This is a genomic window from Paraburkholderia sp. BL6665CI2N2 (assembly GCF_004366535.1).
In the GTDB taxonomy this organism is placed as follows: Bacteria; Pseudomonadota; Gammaproteobacteria; order Burkholderiales; family Burkholderiaceae; genus Paraburkholderia.
Window position 1 is genome coordinate 340,491 of the sequence record NZ_SORC01000002.1, and the last position, 20,027, is coordinate 360,517.

Here is a 20,027-nt window from a genome sequence, read left to right on the forward strand (position 1 = left end):
ACGGTGGGTTGCTGAATGTGCTTTTCTTCCAAGCGATTTTATTGAGAAGTTTCAATGACGGAAAAAGTCGTCGACGATGCATTGAGGCTAGCAGCGATTTATAAGGCCGGCGTGGGAACGCAATGGAACACATATCGTCAGGCAGCAGCCAAGCTGTCCAGATTGTTCGAGACAAACCTGGCGCCACCGAGGATTGGCGAGGCTCTGGCCGTCTCGCGTTTGCCCAGGGTGCTTAGAGGACTGTTCGACAAAGCCGGCTTGAGCAGTGGTCACGCGCGCGCGCTCCTAAGACTGGCAAGTCAGCGTGGAGAAAGCGTGCTCGCCGCAAGCGCCGCAGAGATTGACACAACTGGAATGGACGCAAGGGATATTTTGCGTGCCTTGCGATCGGGCGGCGAAGTAAGCTCACGAGCGGCTCCTCCGGGATTGAACGCGCCGCTCCCCATTGCAGCGTATTACCTGAGAGGCAAGTTCCCTAGCAAAGGCGTCGCGGCGGCACATATGGGCATACCGCAATCCCGGCTTAGCGAGGCGATCACCATTGAGAAGGCGTTGCCAGCTGAGGTGAAAATGCTTTTCCCGGGTGACAATCTGACTTTCGCGGCCGGCAAGGAAATAGTGAGGCTGATAGCGCTGCGGGGGGCGAATAATATTCGCGCGCTCGCAGCCGAGGCGGGCCGCTCGCCGCGTAGGCCGTCACCCCAACTGATGCTGAACCGCCTTGCGGGCATCGATATCCCCGGCGTCGACGTGAGGATTAGGAAAGCGCCAGGAAAGAATGCAAAGCGCCGCCTGATCGTTGAATTGCACCTTCAAGAGTCGGACGCTAACAGCGTAGCGGCGCTGAAGTTCATGATTGAAATGCTGAAGACCAGGTTTGGCATTGAGTGAAGGCCAACGGTTAGGTTCTTTTTGGCCAGGGTCAGAACACTCCGAACATGCGCCGGCGTCCACGCACCACCGTCACTTCATCCTTTCCCGAGACGAGAACAATCTTGTCGGCCAGCCGCCGGCAAATAACGAAATAAGCTCTGCGAATGAAATGGCCGACGACGCGATCGCCGTGGTCCTCGTACATCGGCAGCGGCCACGTTACGTTTGCGCTTTCGCGGGCATGCGCATCCAGATCGAGTGACCGTCGTAAAACATGACCTCGGGCTTGAATTCGGCGCTGCCGTCGACCGAGTAGTCCCAGTTGAGCTTGTCGGGCGCACCCGGGCCATCGGCGCGCGCGGATGCTGAAACCGTACTGTCTGATAGAAGAGCACACTCAGTCGACGGGATCAGCGTGAAGTTGCTGCCGTTGAAGAGCATGAAAGCGTCCTGCATGCACTGCAGGCAGGCGACCCGCTTGCCGCACAGGCGGCGATGCGATCGCACCTGAAGTCTTCTGAAGAGCGTTGGGTGGGAAGCGACATGAAGAAGATCGCAACGAGCGATGCGGACGGCAAGGTTACTCGCGCACGACTGGGTTGAGCTTAAGCGCACGTGACAGCGGCAAGTTGCAAAACGACGGGGAAATAAGAGTCGGCCTAGTCGGTCCACGGGCACGCCGCGTTACTGGGCAACGCGCATCTTCTTTTGCTTGGCGAAGACGTGAGTGCAGAACGAGTCTGCGATCACCTTGTCTTTGACGAGGATATTTTGCGGGCTCAGTTCTTCGCGCTTAAGGCCCTGCTTTTCGATCAGACGCTGTGGCATCAGGCCTCTGATGTAGGACTGGAACAGATCGCGCTGAACGGAGGCGTCGGCCGCTTCAAAGAACTCCCTGCCGGTCTTCACTTCGACAGCGATCTTCGCTTTTGCGACCTCGTTCTGAGCTTCCAGGCTGGCGTGAAGCTTTGCTTCGGCCGTGCTGCGGGAATTTGCTTCTCTCTTACCTGTTTCTCGCAGATTCGCCCGGACGGACACCATCTTCCTGTCAGCGTCGCCGATACGATAGTTTCCAATGAGCGCCTTCCACAGGTACCCCTTCGGGCTCGAAGTGATCTTGCCTTCGTTCAGGCGGTGCCGCGTGTATTCGACAGCCTGCATGAGCCGTGCGTCGGTCCATTCGCTCCGGTTGTGAGCAATGCGCTCGAAATCTTCACTGGCGAAGGCGAATTCGTCATGGAGGACGAGGTACATCGAATCGTCGATGCCCGCACGTGCAGCGTCCACGCCCTGCTTCTTCGTGAAGCGGAAGCGCATTCTCAGCTTCTCCGGGGGAAGCCGGTCGCCGTTCGCTTCCCAACTGACCTCGAAATCGGAAACCTCATTGAGTTGGGTAATTGCCGGCTCTAGGAAGCGCTTTTTAAACTCTTTGACTTCTCTTCTGGACTCACCTACTTTGCCGGGCCACTCCAAGATCTCTTCGTAAGCGAACCATTCGGTAACCCCGTGACCTTCGCACGGAATCAGGCGGTCGTAAATTGCTCTTGAAAGCGAGAGCGAAAAAGCCGTCGACGCGCGCAAACTGAGCCAATGAGCTTTGTAAGGGCTAATCAGGTACTTGATCACTCGCCCCGACAGTAAAACGCAGACAAGGCCCCGATCAATGTAGCAATCGCCCAGCAGACTGATCGTGCCCCACGCGTCTTTGTCGGTCAGTTCCTCGATTGACGGTGCGGTCATGATTTCGACGCGCGCCTTCGCTGCGGCCCTCATCTGCGCGACCAGATGGCTATGGTTCCGACTGTCGTAACGCATCAACCACTTGAAGTAATTTATCTCTGCGGTGAAGGTGTAAACCTTGTCGTCGATCAGTTCGTCCGGCGCCTTGGCTGCGACGAGAAAGTAGGCCGCGTCCAGGACTCGACGTGCGGCGATACCAAGACCACCTACTCTCGTGAAGATGTTGTTACGCAGAAAACCGATGTCTCGCGATGCTTCACTTATGGACGTGCCTTGACCGGACATGTCTTCATAGATGTCCAGAGCTAGCTGATGCGGCGTGACGGGAAGGTTGTCGTTTTCCATTTAACTCAGTTCCATGCCGGGCACTCTAGCAGGGACGCAAATGGTGTCAACACAAAAACCGCCCCGGTCAGGGTGCGGAAATCGGACTGTGTCGACTGCCCTAAAACCCGCTCAGCACAAAAACCACCTTTCCGTCGCCCAATTTCCGCCCCTCCCCTCACAAATTCCGCCGGCAGGCCCCCAACTTCCGGCCGTGACAGCACAAAAAGCGTCCCAATGAGCACAAAAACCGTCCCTATCCACAGGCGACGCTGTTGATTTGAAACGGTTTTTCAACACCTGTCTGTTTGTCTGCGGGTTTATCTTTTAAAAAATACAAGCTGACTTGCCGCCCCAGCTTGCGAACTGCGGGTGCTGTCCGCCTCGGAGTAAGGCGTAACTGATTGATTTAAAAGACGATTTTTCGCAGCTCTGTTTCCGCACAAAAACCGCGCGAAAGGTGGTTTTTGTGCGCAGCGTCTGCCGAGCACCTCTACATCTCGCGTCAATGGTTTCATAAGACATTTTTTACGCGTACTCGAGCTGTTCCGCGTCGAGTTCCCAGTGGCAAAAGCGTAGAAATATCAAAAGTTTAGGGTAGCTTGTTAAAAAAACTTGTCGAATCTAGCGGATAGCAGGATTGTTTACGCACTTTCGTGTATTCTGCGGTTCAACGTCAAAACACGGAGAAGCGCAGAATGGCCCACGTAGGCACCTTACCGATGGAGGACCGAAAGGTCACCTTGCGCGAAGTCGCAGATTTCGCGGACAACCTTGCACCGTTCTCCGACAATCTCCGAGAGCAGATTCTGGCACCGCGCCCACGCAAGGAAGCGCCTATCTACACCATTAGTGAGCTTGCGGAAATGTGCAACCTCACGCGGCAGCAAGTTCAATATCTTGCAACGAAGGCCGACTCGGGGCTTCCGGTAGGCAGCTTGAACGGTACTGGCCGCAGTCGTACCTTCACCCTTGCTGAAGCCCGGATATGGATCAAGCTGGCGTCCGATATCTACCAGACTCGACTTGAAGAACCCGATGGCAATTTTAGGGGCAAAGTGCTGACTACCGCTCAGTTGAAGGGCGGCTCAGCTAAAACCACGACGACAGTCTGTCTGGCCCAGGCGTTGACCCTCTTTGGTCGAAAAGTGCTGCTGATCGACCTGGATCCGCAAGCATCAGCGTCCGAGCTCTGCGGCTTATACGCGGAAAAGGAAATTACCGGCGAGGATACGGTCCTCCCTTATATCTACGACCAGAACGTGGAAGGCGGCCTCACCGCTCAGGTTCAGTCGACCTACTGGAACGGGCTGGACATCATCCCTGGGCACACTTTCCTTTATGGCGCTGAGTTCCTCTTGCCCGCGCGGCAGAAAACGATGCAAGGGTACAGGTTCTGGTCAGTCTTGCGGGAAGGCCTCGAACCGCTGCGGTCGCAATATGACTACATTCTGATTGATACGTCGCCGTCGCTTTCCTATATGAACCTGAATGCGCTGCTCGCTGCGGACGCGTTGGTCATGCCTATGATTCCAGAGAATCTTGACTTTATTAGTTCGCTGGCTTTCTGGCGCCTCTTCTCGGATGTGGCGGAGGATTTTCTACCGTACGAGGGAGACAAGGTCTATGACTTCATTTCGGTGCTGCTTTCAAAGGTCGACTACGGCAAGACATCGTCCGCACCCGTCGTCCGGCAGTGGGCGCAGAGCGCGTACGGCCGCTGGCTGGACCCGTTCGAGATTCCGGCGAGCTCCGTGATGAGCGGCGGCGCTCTGTCTTTCTCGACCGCATTGGACGTCGTCAGCACACATTCCAGCGCGAAGTCTTTGCAACGAGTGAAGCAGCCGATGATGCAGTATGCCAAGTGGCTCGACGATATGTTTGTTAAGAATTGGAAGGAGTCAGCAGCATGACCAATATCCGCGAACAACTGCTGGCAAAAACCGCGAACTTGGCAACGCCTGCCGACTTTAAAGGCGAAGTCAAAAAGGCTTCACGTGGGCCGCAAACAATGCCTGGGATTACAAGTGCATTGGCGGTCGCCCAGTTACGCATCGAGGAGCTTGAAAGGCAAGGGACTGCGACAGAGATCGCCGTAGACGATCTCTCGCCCAATCCGTGGCAGCCGCGGCGCCAATTCAATGAAGCGAAGCTTGCCGAGTTGGCCAGATCAATTGGCGAAGTTGGGCTGTTGCAGGCGATCACAGTCCGGCGCGTTGGAGATACATACCAGTTAGTCGCGGGTGAGCGAAGGTGGCGCGCACATAAGCTGATTAATCGGCCGACTGTCAAGGCCGTCGTGATCGAGTGTACCGATCAGGATATGGCTGCGCTCGCGCTGATGGAGAACGTCACCCGCGACGATCTTTCCGACTATGAAATCGCCGTTGCTGTGCGTCGGGCAGAGTCGGAGTTCCCCAAGCGGACCCGTCTCGCCGACGTGATGGGTGTGACGCGGAACGATCTGTACCGATTTCTCGCATTTGATGATTTGCCCGACTTCGTTAAACGCGACCTCGATCTGAACCCGTCGTTGTTGGGCGGTACGGCGGCTCAGGATATCGTCCTTGCTCTCAAGAGAACGGGCGACGCGGGGATGGAAGCACTGTCTGAAATCTGGCCGCTTGTTGTGTCCGGCGACGTGGTACAGAGCAAAGTAGCTTCGGCTATCACATCAAATGTGAATCGCGCAACGAACGGAAGCGATTCAGGGGGCAGGAGCATTCTGAAAATATTCGCGGGCAAGACCCAAGCCGGGAGCATTACTCGTGACGGGAAAGGGCTCACGTTGAAATTCAAAGCGGGGATGCTGACGGATGAACAGGAGGCAGAAATCAGGGACCATATAGGGAAGATGTTTTCGCTCCGACCGGAGTAAGCGGACAAACCCGCAACCCCGCCGATGGCGGGGTTTTTTTTGTCTACTGCAAAGTGTCCGGATCCGGACACTTTGCAGTAGGGCGCCGCGAGTCGCTCGTCTCCACCATTTGCTGATCCTCAGCGCATTCTTCTGGATACGTGCCCGCGATTCTGTCGCACAGCAGCCCGCGGATCAAGATACCTCCATTAGGTCGGGCCGACGCATTCAAATGGCGAGGTGAAGCAACGTTCATCCGAGATCACCCCGCCATGGCGGCGGCAATCGCGAATACCCCCGCCTACCAATCAGCTCTAGAATCGACCTCGGCCTGCGCGACAATGCGGCGCGCCGCGCTAGAAAGTGTCCGGATGCGGACACCTTAGCTATTGCCAGGGATCGTGACGCTGGCGCTGAACAATCCGCCGCTGATAGTTCGTCCGCCATTCACACTAACAATGAAGATGTCTGTAGCCGCCAGTGGCGCGCTCAGCCGGAGTTGTCTACGGTGGGCGCATCGCGTCAATAGACGGCGGTCTCTGTTTTGATGATCACGATTTGCCGCCTTTTACTGCAAGTCATACTGCAGCGACCGGGGCGACCCTGCATTGCGTCGCCGGTGTCGCATGCGCGCGTGACGTCCGAAACTTCGGAGGTCTGGTTCGGGAAGCGACACCGATATTCCTCCTAAAAGGGACAAGGCTTCAGCGCGCAAGCCGCGACCTGATATCGGCCCCAGTACTTCTTGGCTATCGTTTTCGTTCTGTTCTTCGTCTTGCGCAGCGATATCTTCAATCAATAGCGTGCGAAGTGGCCGAGTCATCGCACTCGCCTATGATAACGATCGCAAGCGCTGAGCTGAGAACCACAGCTTGTCACGCGCGCAGATCGGCCAAACGCGAGGGTTGCCGCTTCGATAGATCGACGGAGTGGGAGTCCGATGATGCTGACACAACGGTGTTGTGCGTCCGCCCGAGCACCGCCGTAACTAGCCGAACTCTTACGCATTGCCGTTTCTTGTGCCCTGCTGCAACAAAGTGACGCGGCCACGCCAGCTCTAGTTGAGCGCGAACAGAATCAGCGCGGAAAGCATGTCGGTAAGACGGAGACAAGTATCCTCCGATGTGGCCAACGGAGCAGTTCATCCGATCGAAGCGGAAATTCACAAGACATTCGCGGCTGCCTAATCATAGCGGCGCGTCCGGACGGGACGGGCGTGTCCATAAGGCTGCGTCTCTCTCGGGCTTCGGATCGATGAGAATTTCCGCCGATACCGACGGCGGCTGAGCGACACGGATTCCTATTGGCGCGGACACCTTCAGCGATAAAATCGGCGCATATGAAGTATCGCGTTGCATCTTGACACCATACATCGCCGTGGGGAACCGACTGCAGACGGGTCGACCGCGGGCCGGTAAAAAGCCGACTGTTGAAAACGAGAAGCGGCGTAATATACGGCGCGCACCGCAATACAGCGGACCGGCGGGCAGCCCGCACATTTGTCGTGTCACCACTATACGCGTCGCGCCGAGCATCGCGCTGCGGCGTGCGAACGTACTGTGAGCCCCGAATGAGGATGAGATGCGCTGCGCCGAACATGTAGGCCACACGTGCAAAGACTCGTACCGCTCACCTTCCGTGTTTCAACACGACGTGAGGGGGAAAGCGTCTACGATATCGTCAACGAAAACAATTTCGTTCGTTTTTTTATCCGGTCGGTGCCCGCGGAACAGGACAGCTCCGCCATGATTCGGACCAGTTGGTGCCGAAGTCGAACCCAGCCTTGTCGCGACAAGCCTTGCATCTCCCGCTTCATTCCCCGCGCCAGCGTTCTTTTGCGCGGCAATCTTAAAATGTTCCGGAGCGACCGGAGCGCTGAGGTCTCGAACGTCGTCAATATCCGCGATGAACCGTCCTCGGCCAGGGGGCGGGCAATCTCCAAGTAACCAATCCGAAACTCAGGCGACGCCATCGTTGCCGCCCGACTGCTGCATACGAAGCCTCCAACACCCCGCATCGAGCGTTGCCACATCTATTTTGTCTCACCGAAAAAACCACAAAGGCAGCGTCAAAATTTGATCGGTATTCCTAACTATATCCTTCCCCACGAATTTTCGTGGTCAAAAATAACGAGCGTGCGCGAGACGATGCCGTCTGCGATTATTGGGCGCCGTGAAACATCAGTCCCCAGTACGTGGAACGGCCAAAAGCCAGTGCGCGCGGGCGTTTGGGAGCTTCAGAACCGGTTTGCAGCTCACTGTTTCACGGTGCCCGCCGATTTCTAAAAGGAGCTCACAGCCGAGAGCCTTGCGTCCATGCCGCAAGTGCATGCTGAGACGATAAATGTATCGAATGCAACGTATTTTGTAATCCACCATACGTGGACAGAAGCAAAGTGATCCCCGACTGCATTGAAGTCGTCATCACCTTGACAACCAGCAAGTCTCCGGTTTACACGTTGCCGGCGCGACCTGGCCGTCTCGTCGTCGGGGTCGGCGCTTTCACGGCAGACGCAGCGGAAATTGGGAAGGAAACCGTCTACGGAAGTTTCTTGGTTGTAGATGACCCTGTCGGCGCAATGCATGAAGCGGGCGACCTTATCCAAGCTAGGGTTGAGTGGGCGTCAGTCTGTCCGCTAGCCAAGGCACTGGCCGGCGAGCTGAAGCCGATTGCGCCGATTCTGTTCAAGAGTGTTGGCTGCGCTGCGTGGGACTTGGCCGCGTGCCGCGTAGCGCGTTCAGCGCTCGACTCAAACGCCCGTCGAATCGGCGGTGATATGTAAGTAGCGTCGATATAAATCGCGCCGGTCCCGTGCGGTGAATAAAAGCAGGACATCCACAGATTTCACCGAAGCAAACATGAAAATCACACGCACCATCTCGACTGTTGAAGTTCACACCGGCGGTGAAGCGTTCCGCATTGTCACCAGCGGTCTTCCGCGCCTGCCAGGCGACATTGTCGTCAAGCGACGCGCGTGGCTGAAGGGGAATGCCGACGAAATCCGCAAGGCCCTCATGTTCGAACCTCGCGGTCAGCGGACATGTACGGCGGTTACCTGACGGAGCCAGTTAGCCCGAACGCCGATTTCGCTATCACCTTCCTTATTCCCGCCGTACTGTACTGTCGAGGAACGAGCCCAACCGATGCTGCGAAGTCGCGACTGCATCCGTATTGCTTGCCATCACCCATTTCCGCGGCGAGCGCAACCTCGACGAACAAATCGGTGAGCTTGACCAGGAGCTGGCGCGTCAACTCGCTGACGACGATGTCGGACAGCGTCTCATGAGCATACCGGGAGCCGGCCCGATCACTGCAAGCGAGCGGTCTTCCTCGTCAAGCTGATGCAGCACACTGTGATAGCCGTGAGCCGCGCACTGCCGGCAATATCGGAGATTTGCGTGACACCGACCATGCCGCTGGGCATCAAGCAACGATACGAGCAACACGTCCCTCCGCAAACGTATCAAGCGGCATAGGTCCACGAGGTTAATCGCCTCGCGCACCGCCACCACGCCTTCAGACGGATCGGCAGTGGGGCACACCAGGTGGACTAGAACATGGCCGGGCAGCGCGTTGGCGCAAGCGAACTTCCACAGGATCGAGAGGAGGGACTCCCCCGGCATCAGCATGTGACAGAACCAGCGGTCGACCTGGTTGAGCCACCGCAATAACCGCGTCGAGATGCGTGTTTCCATTGTCCTGGGTGCACGGGGGCGGGGCGCGTGAAGCAGTCCGTCCACACGGTCAGCGACAAATCGCGCACGCCATCTAGAGACAGTTTTCTGGGTAAGTTGCAGTTTCGCCGCGACCGTCCTGTTGTCCATCCCTTCAGCACAGGCCAGCACGATGCACGCGCGCAACGCCAACGCCTTTGCTGTCTTGCGTCGCATCGTCAGCGCCTTCAGTTGCTCGAGCTCCGACTTGCACAGCGCGAGTTCCCTTTCGGGCCGTCCGCTTCCGCGCATCACCGCTTCCTCGTATCCGTGCCACCCATGGCACTCTATTACGCGGCGAAAATAATTCAATGAATTTGTAACTCACCACATTACGCCAGCGTCGTCCCCCGGATAAGGTCTGCTCGGGTAGCACGGACTATCGCGGAGAGAAGACGGAAGGCGAGAGACTCGCGACGCCAGAATCGCCGATCGCGGAGAAGACCTCGTTAGAATAGTCGCACTGTCACACATACATTTTCAGACGACATGAGTTCAAGGCGAGGCGGGGCAGGTGTTTCGCGACCACGAAAACACCTCACAAAAGCGATGTTATTGCCGATGGTTCAGGCGTCGGTTCGGGAGCAATCGTTGACCTCCCATCTTGCGCTTGTTGCCTGCCGCGACGGTCATGGCAACGGGCACCTGTTTAATGAACTGATGCGAACCGTGTACCTCGCATGGTTTCTCCAGGAGGGCGGTTACGGAAACGAACCGGTCCGACGCTTCAAGACTGCGGAACATGCCGTGAAGGCCGCCCTGGAACTGGCCCATGCAGCAAACGAGTGGGTGCTCGCTGAAGACGCTGTTCCCGTTTTTGAGAGCCTGCTGGCTTTGCGCGATGCGCAACTCGCCACCGCGCCCCTGCACAAAATAATCAGCGCAGAACGCCGCCTCCGGCAATTCCTCACCGGCACTGCCAGCTCGCCTGTTCCAGACGCAGATCCGGAGCAACTTTCATAGCAATCTTTGTCGGGACAGTGCGAAAAGGCTGTAGGTGTAAAGTCAGGATACCCGATCGTTGATGGCCGTCTTCATCTCGCCGTGCGGTGAGCATGTTTTCTACCCTTGTCGCGATCGATGAGGCGCTCGATGCACTTTTGCCGCGTAAGCGCAGATGCTCCGGACGCGTTCCGCGCTAAAAACAGCGTCCCGCCATACGTTCGAGGAGCAGGGTACAAAGCTCGACCTGGCACGCGGACGGATCCGGCAGATCGAAAGCAGGGCGGTGTGAAAACGGATGCTCCCCGGTCGGGTCGACAAGCTCAGGCAATTTCTCGACCATTGAGCTACGGTCCACCGTCGTTCAGGAACAGGGCGATTCTTCGCGCACCGCGGCCAGGCTATCCCAAAGCGCTTCACGCGTCATTGCAGAATCTGTCGTAGCACACGACCGCCGACTCACAGGAGGACGGCCTGCTGCAAAAGCTGCAGCGCCTTCAGTTCGTCCAGTCGACCCGTGCGCGCCTTACCTGCCAGCGTCTTGATTAATGCTTCCGCGATCGGCGCAATACCTTGAAGATTCTCAAGGCTGGTCACGGAAGCAGGGAGCGGGATGGGGGATTGCTGCGGGGTTTCAGCGGCTGGAAGCGACTCAAGGGTTGCCAGTGTGGCTGCCAGCGCCTCGCCATCACCTTCTTCTGCTGGGCGCCCTAAAAGCACCCCCGGAGCGTCACTGTCATGATCCTGCTGGCTGACGGCTACCGGTTGTTTCTCTGCGGCGATCCCGGGCGAAACGGGTGAGGCGCTTTCCGGCTCGATCCGGACGCCCGCTCGTGCGCGCCCCGTGCGCGCCTTCGCATCGGCATGCTTCGCTGGCACGCCATCCTTCGCCGCGGCCGCGTGCGGCTCGTTCTGTTCGACGGATGCGCGACCGCGCGAAGCGGGCGCGAGCAAGCGCGACACCGACTCCGGGATCTCGGCTTCGGAGCGCGGCGTGTCCAGCCAGCCAGCTGGCAGACCAAGCCGTTCGGTGAAACGGTTTGCTTCGACACTGTCCAGCCGTTTCTTGCCATATAGCCGATGGGCCATGTTGGATCCGCTCATCGCCATGACTACACCCAGTCTTGCTTTCGATCCGATGCGACCCGTAAGAACATGGAGGTTGGTGCGTCGAATGTTTTCCAGCTCTTCGCTGTCGTCTAGTGCCAAGGGTCGCTGTTGGGTTGTTGCAGCCGATATCCGCTGTTTCGAGGGCAAGCTTTTTTTTGGTGCATGAGGGGCAGACTGTTCGGCCATCTGCTTTCGACTGTTGCTGGCGGCCTTGGGCGACCCGCCCGTTGCTTTCTTCGGCATTTGCGCTTCCTCGGACAAACTGGTTTCAGGATAGGATTGCTGGTCGCCGCTCAGGGCGAATTCCGGTTCAGGTGTTTCCGACACTGCTTGTGGTTCGTCGTCGGCTTGAATGAAGTCGAGCGGTGATTTCAGGCGGGCGATGGTTTCGGGCGCCAGCGCTGGATTGGGCTGGTCAAAGAAACCGTGAGGCAACCCAAGCGTGGTTTCCATGTGAAAGGCGGTCTCGGGCGTGAACCTTTCGCCCTTCGTCAGTTCGGCCACCCGCGCCATGTTCGATCCCAGTCCCAGGGCGATATTCTCTGCGCCCACCGTATCGACCAGAAACTGGAACGACCGTGTCTTGAAAATGGAGGCCGTCTGGGCAGGGTCCCGGGCAGGTGCATTGACGTATGGTTGTCTCGGCCGGGTGGACGGAGATTTTTTTGGGTGACGAGGCTGGCGCTGGCCGCTGTCCCGGGATCCCGCATATCGTCCGCGGGGTTGGCTCATAAAGTAGGGCTCCTGCGATGATTGGCGTGCTGACTTTTGAATTATAAATGAGGCGCTGCTGGCATTTGGCGCGTGAACGACTGTCTGCCGCGAAAATATACGCGGCAGCGGGGCCACAACACGACACTGCGCCCACGTCCCGATCTTCCAGTCTCCGTCTGATTGCGCCCGACCTGTGAGGCATCGCATAGTCTGCCTTCCGCCGGTCACAAGAAACCGTCGCATATCAGGGAGCCGATGGAAGGCTGATTCGTCGGCTCTCTCACATTCAGCGCAAAGGCTTCCACCGAAGGTTGATCCGTCCGCGGTCAGGGGGTGGGTCACTTGCACAGTAAGACGCGCAGAAGCCAAGCTGGTTTTTCAGGCTCGAATGGTTCGAATTGCCAGGCATATTTGCGCTCATACCGTCGGTGACGCATTTGCCCGCCGCCATCCGACGCGCCAGGGAAGCTCACACGCGCCTCGCTGAATCGTATCGCTGGTATCGATCGGGAAAGCCTGCTGGCCGATTGACGCCGAGATCCCGTCCCCTTTCATTTCGCGCAGACCTGCGTTCAGACCATGCGCACCGTCGCATCAGGAGGAGTCTTTTCTCTGTAACGTCGGCATATCCATTGACGGGAAAGTCTGTCGAGTGCCGGATGTCGCCAATCCCTGACGCAAGTCCCAAGGGGAGAGGCCGCCGACAGTGACACTGCCTGTGTCATCACGAAGGCGCCCGGCGGAGCGTGAGGGTTCTGACTACGTATGGGTCTGAACGCTTCAGTCCGGGCACCGACAGACGCGGCACCAGTTTGCCTGCCGGCGCATAGGTGCGGCCGACTCAAAGCGGTTTCACCTCTTAACCTCGTCCTCCGGCTCGTCTCGCAGGCGGTGGGGCTGTTTCACCGCAGCGCTGCCAGACGGCGCTGGCAACGCATGTCATCTCCACCGCGTCGATAACTTTGTATAGCCTTCGTGCGGTCCGGCATACCGCTCCTGCCTTCTGCACCCCACGCGCCCTCCCAGAACAGCCCGAGATTGTGAGCTGAGGCCTTGTGCCCCAGTTTGATGGCCTGCTCGTAAAGCGAGAGCGCGTGGCTCGCGTCGGCCTGCATGCCACGCCCGAGTCGGGCGCTATCGGCCAGCGCGGCGGCGGCCATGCCGCGAAGATGACCGTCCGCGTTCTCATCCTTCATCACATCTTCGAAAATCACATTACCCTTCTCAAGGTCCGCCTCGCCTCCCGTTGGTGTGACGAGAGAAATGGCCAGTGCCATTCGCCAGGCCGGATGCCGGTTTGTGCCGATGCGCTCCAGCAGCCAGCGGCCCAGGTCCGGCGCGCGACTGAGCGTGCTGGTGAGAAGGGCATTTGCGATGGCGGCTATCGACTCGGCTGACAGGAAGCCAGTCTTGTTTGCTGCAATGACGTGACGGGAAAACTTTTCGACGTCGAGGGTGGGGTCGGCGCGGCGCAACTGATGCCATTCGCGCTCGATTGTTCCTACCCAGCTTTGCATTTGCATGGTGAGCGATCCTTTGGTGAAGAATGCACCTGATTCTAGCTCACCTTTTGTGGATTGCAACTTTCAGTGTTCGAGCATCTCGTGGCATGTGTTCACCGGATGGAGGGCTGCCACCGTCGCCACGTGCTGGTGAGATGATGATTTTGAATAAAGCTTCGATCTCTTTGCTGTGATCCAGAGCGGTGCTTAGTCGTGCACAGGGTCACGAAGCGTTTGCAGGCATTGGCGCCGCTGCAACATCAAGGCGATGGCGCGGACCGCAGTGGATGATCAGGCATAGATAGCGGCGCTATTCATATCGCGACTTGTGGCAAGATCCGAATCGGATGGCAGATACGGCTTCGCGAGGCCATAGGCAGAAATGTTCGCCGGCCTGCTTCGCCCGACGTCGGAGAGGGAGAGTGTTCCACGATGGCTGATGCATTTGAACTCGTTGCCCTGGCGTTGCCCGGCGACGTCGGCCCCGAGTCACTGCCAGCCACCGTCCGCCGGTTCGTCGCGGATTGCTGGCCCGGTATGAGCCGCAGCCAGTTAATCGCCCGCGCCCGGCGCCTTGTTGCGGCCGTCGCTGCGCGCCTGTCGCCCGGGTGCGCCGGGAGACATCGGACACTTTGCACTCACGCTTACGGCGGGCATGCAGACCGTGTCCCTGATCGCGCATTTGCGCCGTGTCGCCCAGCGGCGCGGGTCCGCGCGCAGTCGCAAGGCGGCTAACGCCTCGCGACCGCCCGCCCGTGATCCGCGTCAGGCATCGCTGTTGAACGGGGCGTCAAACCAGACGACCCGCATCGAATTGAGTGTCACGCAGCTGCGTGACACCATGAGCGCGGTTGGGGCTGTGGCGCAATGACCTATCACCGAATTCTGCACCATGCCGCGGTACGTTCGGGCGTCAGCCGACGACGAGGCACGTCGACGATCCAGACTGGGGACGCCGTCCGCAACCCGTCAAAAGGCAATTGTTTGCCGGAGTTCGCCGTTCGTTGAGAGGATCGCCTTGGCTCCATACTGCCCCATGAGGATGCCCCCGTTGCAAGCTTCGTCCTGTCTTCACGAATAGAGGCTGTTTTGCCCGTCAGATTGCGTAACGGCGGGGTTCAGACTAGGCGTATTCTTTCACACGTCACGAAAGAACAGGCGTGATCGGGGTAGTGAGGAGAAGAGTGCGGCCCCGCGGCTTCGATATGGCCGCGGGGAATGCGCCGACTGTTCGCTCAGCCACGAAACTCGACAACCGGCGGTGCGTGCTGGCGCGCTTCATTGCGAACCGGAAACCGGTATTGCCGTCTTCTCGCGACCCATCGAGGGGTTCCTCGACAAGAGCAAACGGTTGGCCGGCGGCGTCGAACGAAAGTTCTCCATTTCCTGGCGAAGCTGTGACACATTTCCGACGGGCTACCCTAAAGCGGCCGCAATGCTCCGGAACCTGACGGACGCGCAACGCGCGCAACTCGGCCATTGCCGACATTGGCGCGGCCGGGGTTCTACGTCGGCAATGTGGCGGACTGCTGACGGTGGCGGCATCGAGCGGCCGGGCGGCAGCTTCCTGCATCAGCGAACTCACGCTCCCGACCCACTCCGGTCAGGCAACGTCTTCAAACCGGCCAGCCAGCCGCAATCAGGTTTTGCAAACGGGAGTGCCACTAAGCGGCCGTTGGCGACCTCACCCAATCGGCCATGAAGCGTCATTCAGGTAATTGTCTGATGCGCCCCCACACGACCACTTTGCATCCGCTAGCGGTCACCCGTTCGTGGAGGTGAATGCCCATCAATATTCCGGGAGAGCGGAGTGATGTGGGACGCTACACTACGGACTCGTAGCGCTGCCGTTGGCGCGACACGCCGGAAGCTGCAACGTATAGCTGCAGGAAGCCATTGCGACAATAAGACAACTTCTCGTCCACAATACATTTCACCTGTGTCGGGAGGCATCTGAACACTATGCCAGCATTTGCGAAAAATACGCGTCGTGAAGCCTTCGTCGGCGTTGTCTTTGCCCTGTCTTTGGTGATCATGCCATGGGTCTACGAGCTGCTCTGGTATGCGCACCCTGACTACTTCCGAGTGCAAGCAGGCGTGAACGTCTTGCCGACCGAACTCTATTCTATTGCGGGCGAGTATTCAGCCTATGCCGATGGACCCTCACTTCCACCGATGACACTGCAGTCCGAACAAGATGACGCGGCCAACAAAATCTTGTCAATCTATCGGCAATTTCAAGCGACGTCTGTCATGCTCTCCACCAAGCGGGTTGAGCTTAAAAAGCGCCAAATCGGAGTTCAAGAGGAATACAAGTCGTTCGAGGCATCGCAGTGGAATCAATACGAGCAGTTTGTTGCAAAAAAGGGACTCGAATTTCAGCCGGAAATCCAACATTTGACAGGTGCGATGCACCTTATTCTCAAACAGGCCGGTGTCGCCGTACCGGAACAGCTTCCCACGGGTCCGTTGGCAGTCGCATACGCCAATCTCAACGTAGAGCTGGCGCGCGTCCAGTTTAAGTTGACCACGGCCGAACTTGATGCTCGCGTCTATGGTATGGGTCACCTGACAGACTTTCAGAAGCTTGCGCCTCAACAGGAATACCTAAAGCATTACCATGAAGTCGAGACGCTCGAGAAGGAAATATTTGCTCTGCAGGAATCGACAAACAAATTTCATGGTCAGCTTTATGACGCTTTCGTCGCCTACCGGAACGCGGCGCTAGAGACCCTTGGTTACTGGGATTTCTTTTATTTCAGTGTCGGCGCTGCCACCACTGCGACCTTCGGCGACATTGCGCCCAATTCAAAAGTAGTCCGCATTCTGGTGTGCCTGCAGGTTTTCGCCAGCATAGCGGGTACTGGTTTCGTAATGAGCAGACTAACGAGGGATCGACCAACAAAGCCGCCTGCCGAAAAAACACCATAGATGGTGTCTATCGGCTGTACTAATGATGGGCAGCTGTAGTTCAAGGGGAGCCAAAGGGCGATCCCGGTAGGCAGTCCACTCGACAGCAAGTCCGTGTGCAAATCCAAAATCTACCATTGACCAAACGGTGCAGAAAGTTCGTGACGGTTCAAAAGTACGCGTCGCTCATGAGGGAGGCCAATCATTCGCGAACGCCCAAGAGCGAATGTTGGGAAAGCAACGCGTAGTCCGCCGACCAAAAACTGATGCACGATTGACGGCAGCGGCCGATGCATTGTCCTCATGTGGCGGCACAGAATGGCCGTTCCGCTCTGATATCTGCCCTTGGAACTGCGATGACTCGACCGACGGCAACGGGTCGGCTGCGGCCAACTGCGTCGGAAAGTCGGCTCTTAGGCTAGTTCAACAAGACAATCTTGTCGCCACGATAGCCGCAGGTTCGACACGCCCGCTTTGTATTACACTCGCGCCAGAAGCTAGGCGGCGATAATCCGCCAGCAAAGCACCAAACCATAAAACCAGATCCGGGGAAACCAAATGATCCGAGCCGCGCTTCTTGCTTCCATCCTAGTCCTCGCAGGATGCGCAAGCGTTTCAGATATCGATACCAGCCAACTCGAACCGGGTTGCGCACAGGCCTGCACTGCCCGTTATTCGGAATGCCTCGGCAAATTCACCCTCTTCCCGATTCAGGCCCAGCACCAGTGCACGGACGCCATGCATCTTTGCGCAAAAGCATGCCCAACGCGGACTGTCGATGCGGCGCCCGCAAGCAACACCCAGCGTTTGTCGGATCTTAACGAACTTTACAAGCGCGGCCTGATTACGAAGGATGAGTACAATACTAAGCGGGCGGCGATTATTCAAGGGCTCTAAAGCTGTTACGAGATGAGCCGTTGTGCACGCTCGCGGGCACGGCTCGGCCACCGCCGACCGCATCGGCAACCGGCCATCTACGATCATTCGCGCGCGCGTCAATGCCGACGTTCGACCGTCGACTCCGCTCACATAACAGACCTTCCGGTTCGGATCATGTCAGTAGCGTCGTCCGCCGGAGCGGAGTACATGCTGCACCCGCACACGGCGAGTCCTGTGCGTGATCGAGTACCCCTGCGTTGCCCGTCACCGGTAAGGCAGATATTATGTGCGGGCCGAACTGATTCAACCAGGTTTCTAGGCTCGTTCTGTCTTGCCCTCAACTCGTCTTGCCCAACTAAAAGTGAGAGTCGCATGCATTTAAGGTCACTGAAAATTGTTAATTTCAGGGCGATAAAAGAAATCGATGTCGAGTTTGATAATCGAGTCAATGTTATCGTTGGCCCAAATGCAATCGGGAAAACGACCATATTAGAGGCGATAAGGCTCGCCAAGGCCGTTCTAAGCCCTCGCACGCAGAACGAAACGAATCAGGTCTTATTTGCATTAGGCGCATCGTCGCCGCATATGCCGAATCGCATGAATTTTTCCGCGATTGCGCAAGATGTTGCGAAACCCATCGTAATTTCTAGTGTGTACAAGTTTTCGGATTCAGAGATCCAGTGGATAAAAGACGGGATCGACGGTTTGGCGCACACTTTAGTCCAAGCTAGAATGGGACAGAGCTTCGCGAATCCGGCTGTGCTCATTTCCTATATGGCAACTGTGCAGGGCAGGCAGCAACTCGAGTCAGCATCCAATGAGGCGATGTCCGAATTGGCAAAAATAATCGCTACTGCCAATCAAGTTAAAATAGAACTAACTATTAATGCGTCATCGGGACCAGCATCAACTGGCAGCCAGATGGGGCCGTTTTTTATATCGGCTCTCGAATCGAGACTCCCTCCCAATACTACGCATTTCAGCTATTTCCCCGCAGACCGTTCGTTACCGGCGGGTGAGCAGCCAGTGCAATTGGGCGCGGCAGACACCAGTCAACAAATGGAGTCGCATAACTCCCAACCTCAATTAAAATATTCCCGTCTCAAGAATACGATCTTCTCTGCCGTGGTAATGTCCGGCGACGATCGAGACAAGCTATATGGGGAATTTGGCCGCATATTTTCAGGCGTCTTGAAGGGAAGAAAAATCATTGGTGTCGGCATCAATGAGATTGGACTGCTTTCGATAAAAATTCAAGATATTGAATCCGGTCGAATTTTTGATATGGACGGAATGAGTAGTGGCGAGAAAGGACTCATTCTGACATTTTTATTAATTGAACGATCTGTCGTTGATGACGGGATGATCTTGCTCGATGAGCCAGAACTTCACCTTAACCCTGCGGTCTGTAAAGATCTGTTGCCGTTCATCGTTGATGCGTACGCGGCACGAAAGAACATGCAGGTAATTCTGTGTTCGCATTCACCCGAAATTCTGGCCGGCGCCTTCGACAGGGAAGAGTGTTCACTATATCATCTGATATCCGGCCAAATGCTGACGAAAGTTAGGCGGCAAGATCAGGAGATTATAGCGTCGGCCCTCGCGAAATTGGGCACATCCGAAAGTGAAGGGCTTTTGTATAAGGGGACTGTCTTTGTAGAGGGCCCAGATGACGTTACCATTTTGGAAACTGGGTTCGGTGACATCTTAAGAAGATACAAGGTGAAGGATCTTGGCGGCAGGAACGAAATCGAAAAACTCATTGAAACACTACAATCAGCCGATGCGATTCCTGCAAAAATTTCGCCTCGGTTTTTTATATTCGACAAGGATGATGCTCCGACGTCACTTGCGAGCACAGACAGCGTAAAAGTTCTGCAATGGGACAGGCGGTGCCTTGAAAATTATTTGCTCGACATCGACGCAATTTCTGATCTCCTGATGGATAGCGAAATTTCGAAGCAGAAATTCGATAACGCCGGAAGCGTCACACAATTTCTAAAACAGCTTGCTTTTAATCAGTTGGCAGAGACCGCAGCCAGAGACGTTTTCAAACGATCTGAGTTTGGAGATGTCAACCTCCGGCTTTCCGATGTAAAAAACAAGCAGTTGGAGGAAATAGCATCTACCTTAATGGCCCGTCTCACTTCGATGAAGCAACGCCTTGCAGGTATCGACGGACCCCAGTGGGAATCTTCGTTCGTCGCGGCATGTCGGGAACATGAGCGGCAGCTTCGCGATGTATGGGAGGGGACGTGGAGGGAAGCGTGCGACGGCAAACGTCTTTTCCAAGATATCGGCGCGGCAAACATTCTCAGAATGAATGTGAGGAATTTTAAGAAACGAGTGATGGTCCAGATGAGGAATACTCAAACGGAGAACTGGAGGTCGATCAAGAGCCTTCTCAGCGAACTGATTAGCGCGTAGCTCTTCTGGTTGATCCGCATCGACGCCGGGGAGAAA

12 protein-coding genes and 6 pseudogenes are annotated in these 20,027 nt (G+C 56.8%); 11 read left to right on the forward strand and 7 right to left on the reverse strand.

All coding sequences use genetic code 11. The annotated features are described in order from the left end of the window. Window positions 1-54 precede the first annotated feature (54 nt). The gene (locus B0G81_RS39265; protein ID WP_134143577.1) at window positions 55-891 is read left to right on the forward strand and encodes a hypothetical protein; all 837 of its coding nucleotides are present in this window, start codon (window positions 55-57) and stop codon (window positions 889-891) included. Between the two features lie 31 nt (window positions 892-922). Here B0G81_RS39265 and B0G81_RS45050 read toward each other — a convergent pair whose 3' ends face one another. Further along, window positions 923-1,078: a hypothetical protein gene (locus B0G81_RS45050; protein WP_243856845.1), complete on the reverse strand. Its 156-nt coding sequence runs from the start codon at window positions 1,076-1,078 to the stop codon at window positions 923-925. Between the two features lie 14 nt (window positions 1,079-1,092). Next, window positions 1,093-1,380 (reverse strand): TrbG/VirB9 family P-type conjugative transfer protein, encoded by a 288-nt coding sequence (locus tag B0G81_RS45055; RefSeq protein ID WP_243856846.1) that lies wholly within the window; start codon window positions 1,378-1,380, stop codon window positions 1,093-1,095. Here B0G81_RS45055 and B0G81_RS39275 point away from each other — a divergent pair. Beyond that, window positions 1,297-1,476, forward strand: a pseudogene (locus B0G81_RS39275) (FCD domain-containing protein); the annotation flags it as partial. The gene B0G81_RS45055 and the pseudogene B0G81_RS39275 sit on opposite strands and share 84 nt — an antisense overlap. A gap of 81 nt (window positions 1,477-1,557) precedes the next feature. On the opposite strand, the gene B0G81_RS39280 reads toward B0G81_RS39275, so the two are convergent. Beyond that, window positions 1,558-2,958 carry a replication initiation protein gene (locus B0G81_RS39280; RefSeq protein WP_134143579.1) on the reverse strand — a complete coding sequence of 467 codons (1,401 nt, stop codon included), beginning with the start codon at window positions 2,956-2,958 and terminating at the stop codon, window positions 1,558-1,560. Between the two features lie 677 nt (window positions 2,959-3,635). Here B0G81_RS39280 and B0G81_RS39285 point away from each other — a divergent pair. From B0G81_RS39285 to B0G81_RS39300, 4 genes and pseudogenes are all read left to right on the forward strand, one after another. Then, window positions 3,636-4,850: a ParA family protein gene (locus B0G81_RS39285; RefSeq protein ID WP_134143581.1), complete on the forward strand. Its 1,215-nt coding sequence runs from the start codon at window positions 3,636-3,638 to the stop codon at window positions 4,848-4,850. Continuing rightward, window positions 4,847-5,815, forward strand: coding sequence for a ParB/RepB/Spo0J family partition protein (locus B0G81_RS39290; protein ID WP_134143583.1), 969 nt, complete (start codon window positions 4,847-4,849; stop codon window positions 5,813-5,815). Before B0G81_RS39285 ends, B0G81_RS39290 begins: the two co-directional genes overlap by 4 nt. Window positions 5,816-8,192: 2,377 nt before the next feature. Further along, window positions 8,193-8,576 (forward strand): annotated as a pseudogene (locus B0G81_RS45060) (delta(1)-pyrroline-2-carboxylate reductase family protein); the annotation flags it as partial. 76 nt (window positions 8,577-8,652) lie between these two features. Further along, window positions 8,653-8,882 (forward strand): annotated as a pseudogene (locus B0G81_RS39300) (proline racemase family protein); the annotation flags it as partial. Window positions 8,883-8,899: 17 nt separating this feature from the next. Here B0G81_RS39300 and B0G81_RS39305 read toward each other — a convergent pair. Further along, window positions 8,900-8,995, reverse strand: a pseudogene (locus B0G81_RS39305) (transposase); the annotation flags it as partial. Here B0G81_RS39305 and B0G81_RS45065 point away from each other — a divergent pair. Then, window positions 8,996-9,112, forward strand: a pseudogene (locus tag B0G81_RS45065) (IS110 family transposase); the annotation flags it as partial. 374 nt (window positions 9,113-9,486) lie between these two features. On the opposite strand, the pseudogene B0G81_RS39315 reads toward B0G81_RS45065, so the two are convergent. Next, a pseudogene (locus B0G81_RS39315) lies at window positions 9,487-9,759 on the reverse strand (helix-turn-helix domain-containing protein); the annotation flags it as partial. Window positions 9,760-10,098: 339 nt separating this feature from the next. Between B0G81_RS39315 and B0G81_RS39320 the strand changes: the two are divergent. Next, window positions 10,099-10,470: a hypothetical protein gene (locus B0G81_RS39320; protein ID WP_243856847.1), complete on the forward strand. Its 372-nt coding sequence runs from the start codon at window positions 10,099-10,101 to the stop codon at window positions 10,468-10,470. Between the two features lie 438 nt (window positions 10,471-10,908). Here B0G81_RS39320 and B0G81_RS39330 read toward each other — a convergent pair whose 3' ends face one another. Continuing rightward, complete coding sequence (locus B0G81_RS39330) at window positions 10,909-12,291, reverse strand: hypothetical protein (protein WP_134143587.1); 1,383 nt, start codon at window positions 12,289-12,291, stop codon at window positions 10,909-10,911. An 884-nt stretch (window positions 12,292-13,175) separates the two neighbouring features. Next, window positions 13,176-13,796 (reverse strand): sel1 repeat family protein, encoded by a 621-nt coding sequence (locus tag B0G81_RS39335; protein WP_134143589.1) that lies wholly within the window; start codon window positions 13,794-13,796, stop codon window positions 13,176-13,178. Window positions 13,797-15,737: 1,941 nt separating this feature from the next. Between B0G81_RS39335 and B0G81_RS39345 the strand changes: the two genes are divergently transcribed. The 3 genes from B0G81_RS39345 to B0G81_RS39355 all read left to right on the forward strand — a co-directional run bounded on the left by B0G81_RS39345 (window position 15,738) and on the right by B0G81_RS39355 (window position 19,991). Then, window positions 15,738-16,706, forward strand: a complete 969-nt coding sequence (locus B0G81_RS39345; protein ID WP_134143591.1) for a potassium channel family protein — start codon at window positions 15,738-15,740, stop codon at window positions 16,704-16,706. Window positions 16,707-17,243: 537 nt separating this feature from the next. Next, window positions 17,244-17,582 carry an SHOCT domain-containing protein gene (locus B0G81_RS39350; RefSeq protein WP_134143593.1) on the forward strand — a complete coding sequence of 113 codons (339 nt, stop codon included), beginning with the start codon at window positions 17,244-17,246 and terminating at the stop codon, window positions 17,580-17,582. Window positions 17,583-17,936: 354 nt separating this feature from the next. Continuing rightward, on the forward strand, window positions 17,937-19,991 hold the full coding sequence (locus B0G81_RS39355) for an ATP-binding protein (RefSeq protein WP_166679182.1): 2,055 nt from the start codon (window positions 17,937-17,939) through the stop codon (window positions 19,989-19,991). Window positions 19,992-20,027 lie beyond the last annotated feature (36 nt).

Excerpts from the sequence above, each read along its gene's own strand:
- B0G81_RS39265 (WP_134143577.1), top strand. The coding sequence starts at position 55 with ATGACGGAAAAAGTCGTCGACGATGCATTGAGGCTAGCAGCGATTTAT.
- B0G81_RS45050 (WP_243856845.1), bottom strand. The coding sequence starts at position 1,078 with ATGTACGAGGACCACGGCGATCGCGTCGTCGGCCATTTCATTCGCAGA.
- B0G81_RS39280 (WP_134143579.1), bottom strand. The coding sequence starts at position 2,958 with ATGGAAAACGACAACCTTCCCGTCACGCCGCATCAGCTAGCTCTGGAC.
- B0G81_RS39285 (WP_134143581.1), top strand. The coding sequence starts at position 3,636 with ATGGCCCACGTAGGCACCTTACCGATGGAGGACCGAAAGGTCACCTTG.
- B0G81_RS39290 (WP_134143583.1), top strand. The coding sequence starts at position 4,847 with ATGACCAATATCCGCGAACAACTGCTGGCAAAAACCGCGAACTTGGCA.
- B0G81_RS39330 (WP_134143587.1), bottom strand. The coding sequence starts at position 12,291 with ATGAGCCAACCCCGCGGACGATATGCGGGATCCCGGGACAGCGGCCAG.
- B0G81_RS39335 (WP_134143589.1), bottom strand. The coding sequence starts at position 13,796 with ATGCAAATGCAAAGCTGGGTAGGAACAATCGAGCGCGAATGGCATCAG.
- B0G81_RS39345 (WP_134143591.1), top strand. The coding sequence starts at position 15,738 with ATGCCAGCATTTGCGAAAAATACGCGTCGTGAAGCCTTCGTCGGCGTT.
- B0G81_RS39350 (WP_134143593.1), top strand. The coding sequence starts at position 17,244 with ATGATCCGAGCCGCGCTTCTTGCTTCCATCCTAGTCCTCGCAGGATGC.
- B0G81_RS39355 (WP_166679182.1), top strand. The coding sequence starts at position 17,937 with ATGCATTTAAGGTCACTGAAAATTGTTAATTTCAGGGCGATAAAAGAA.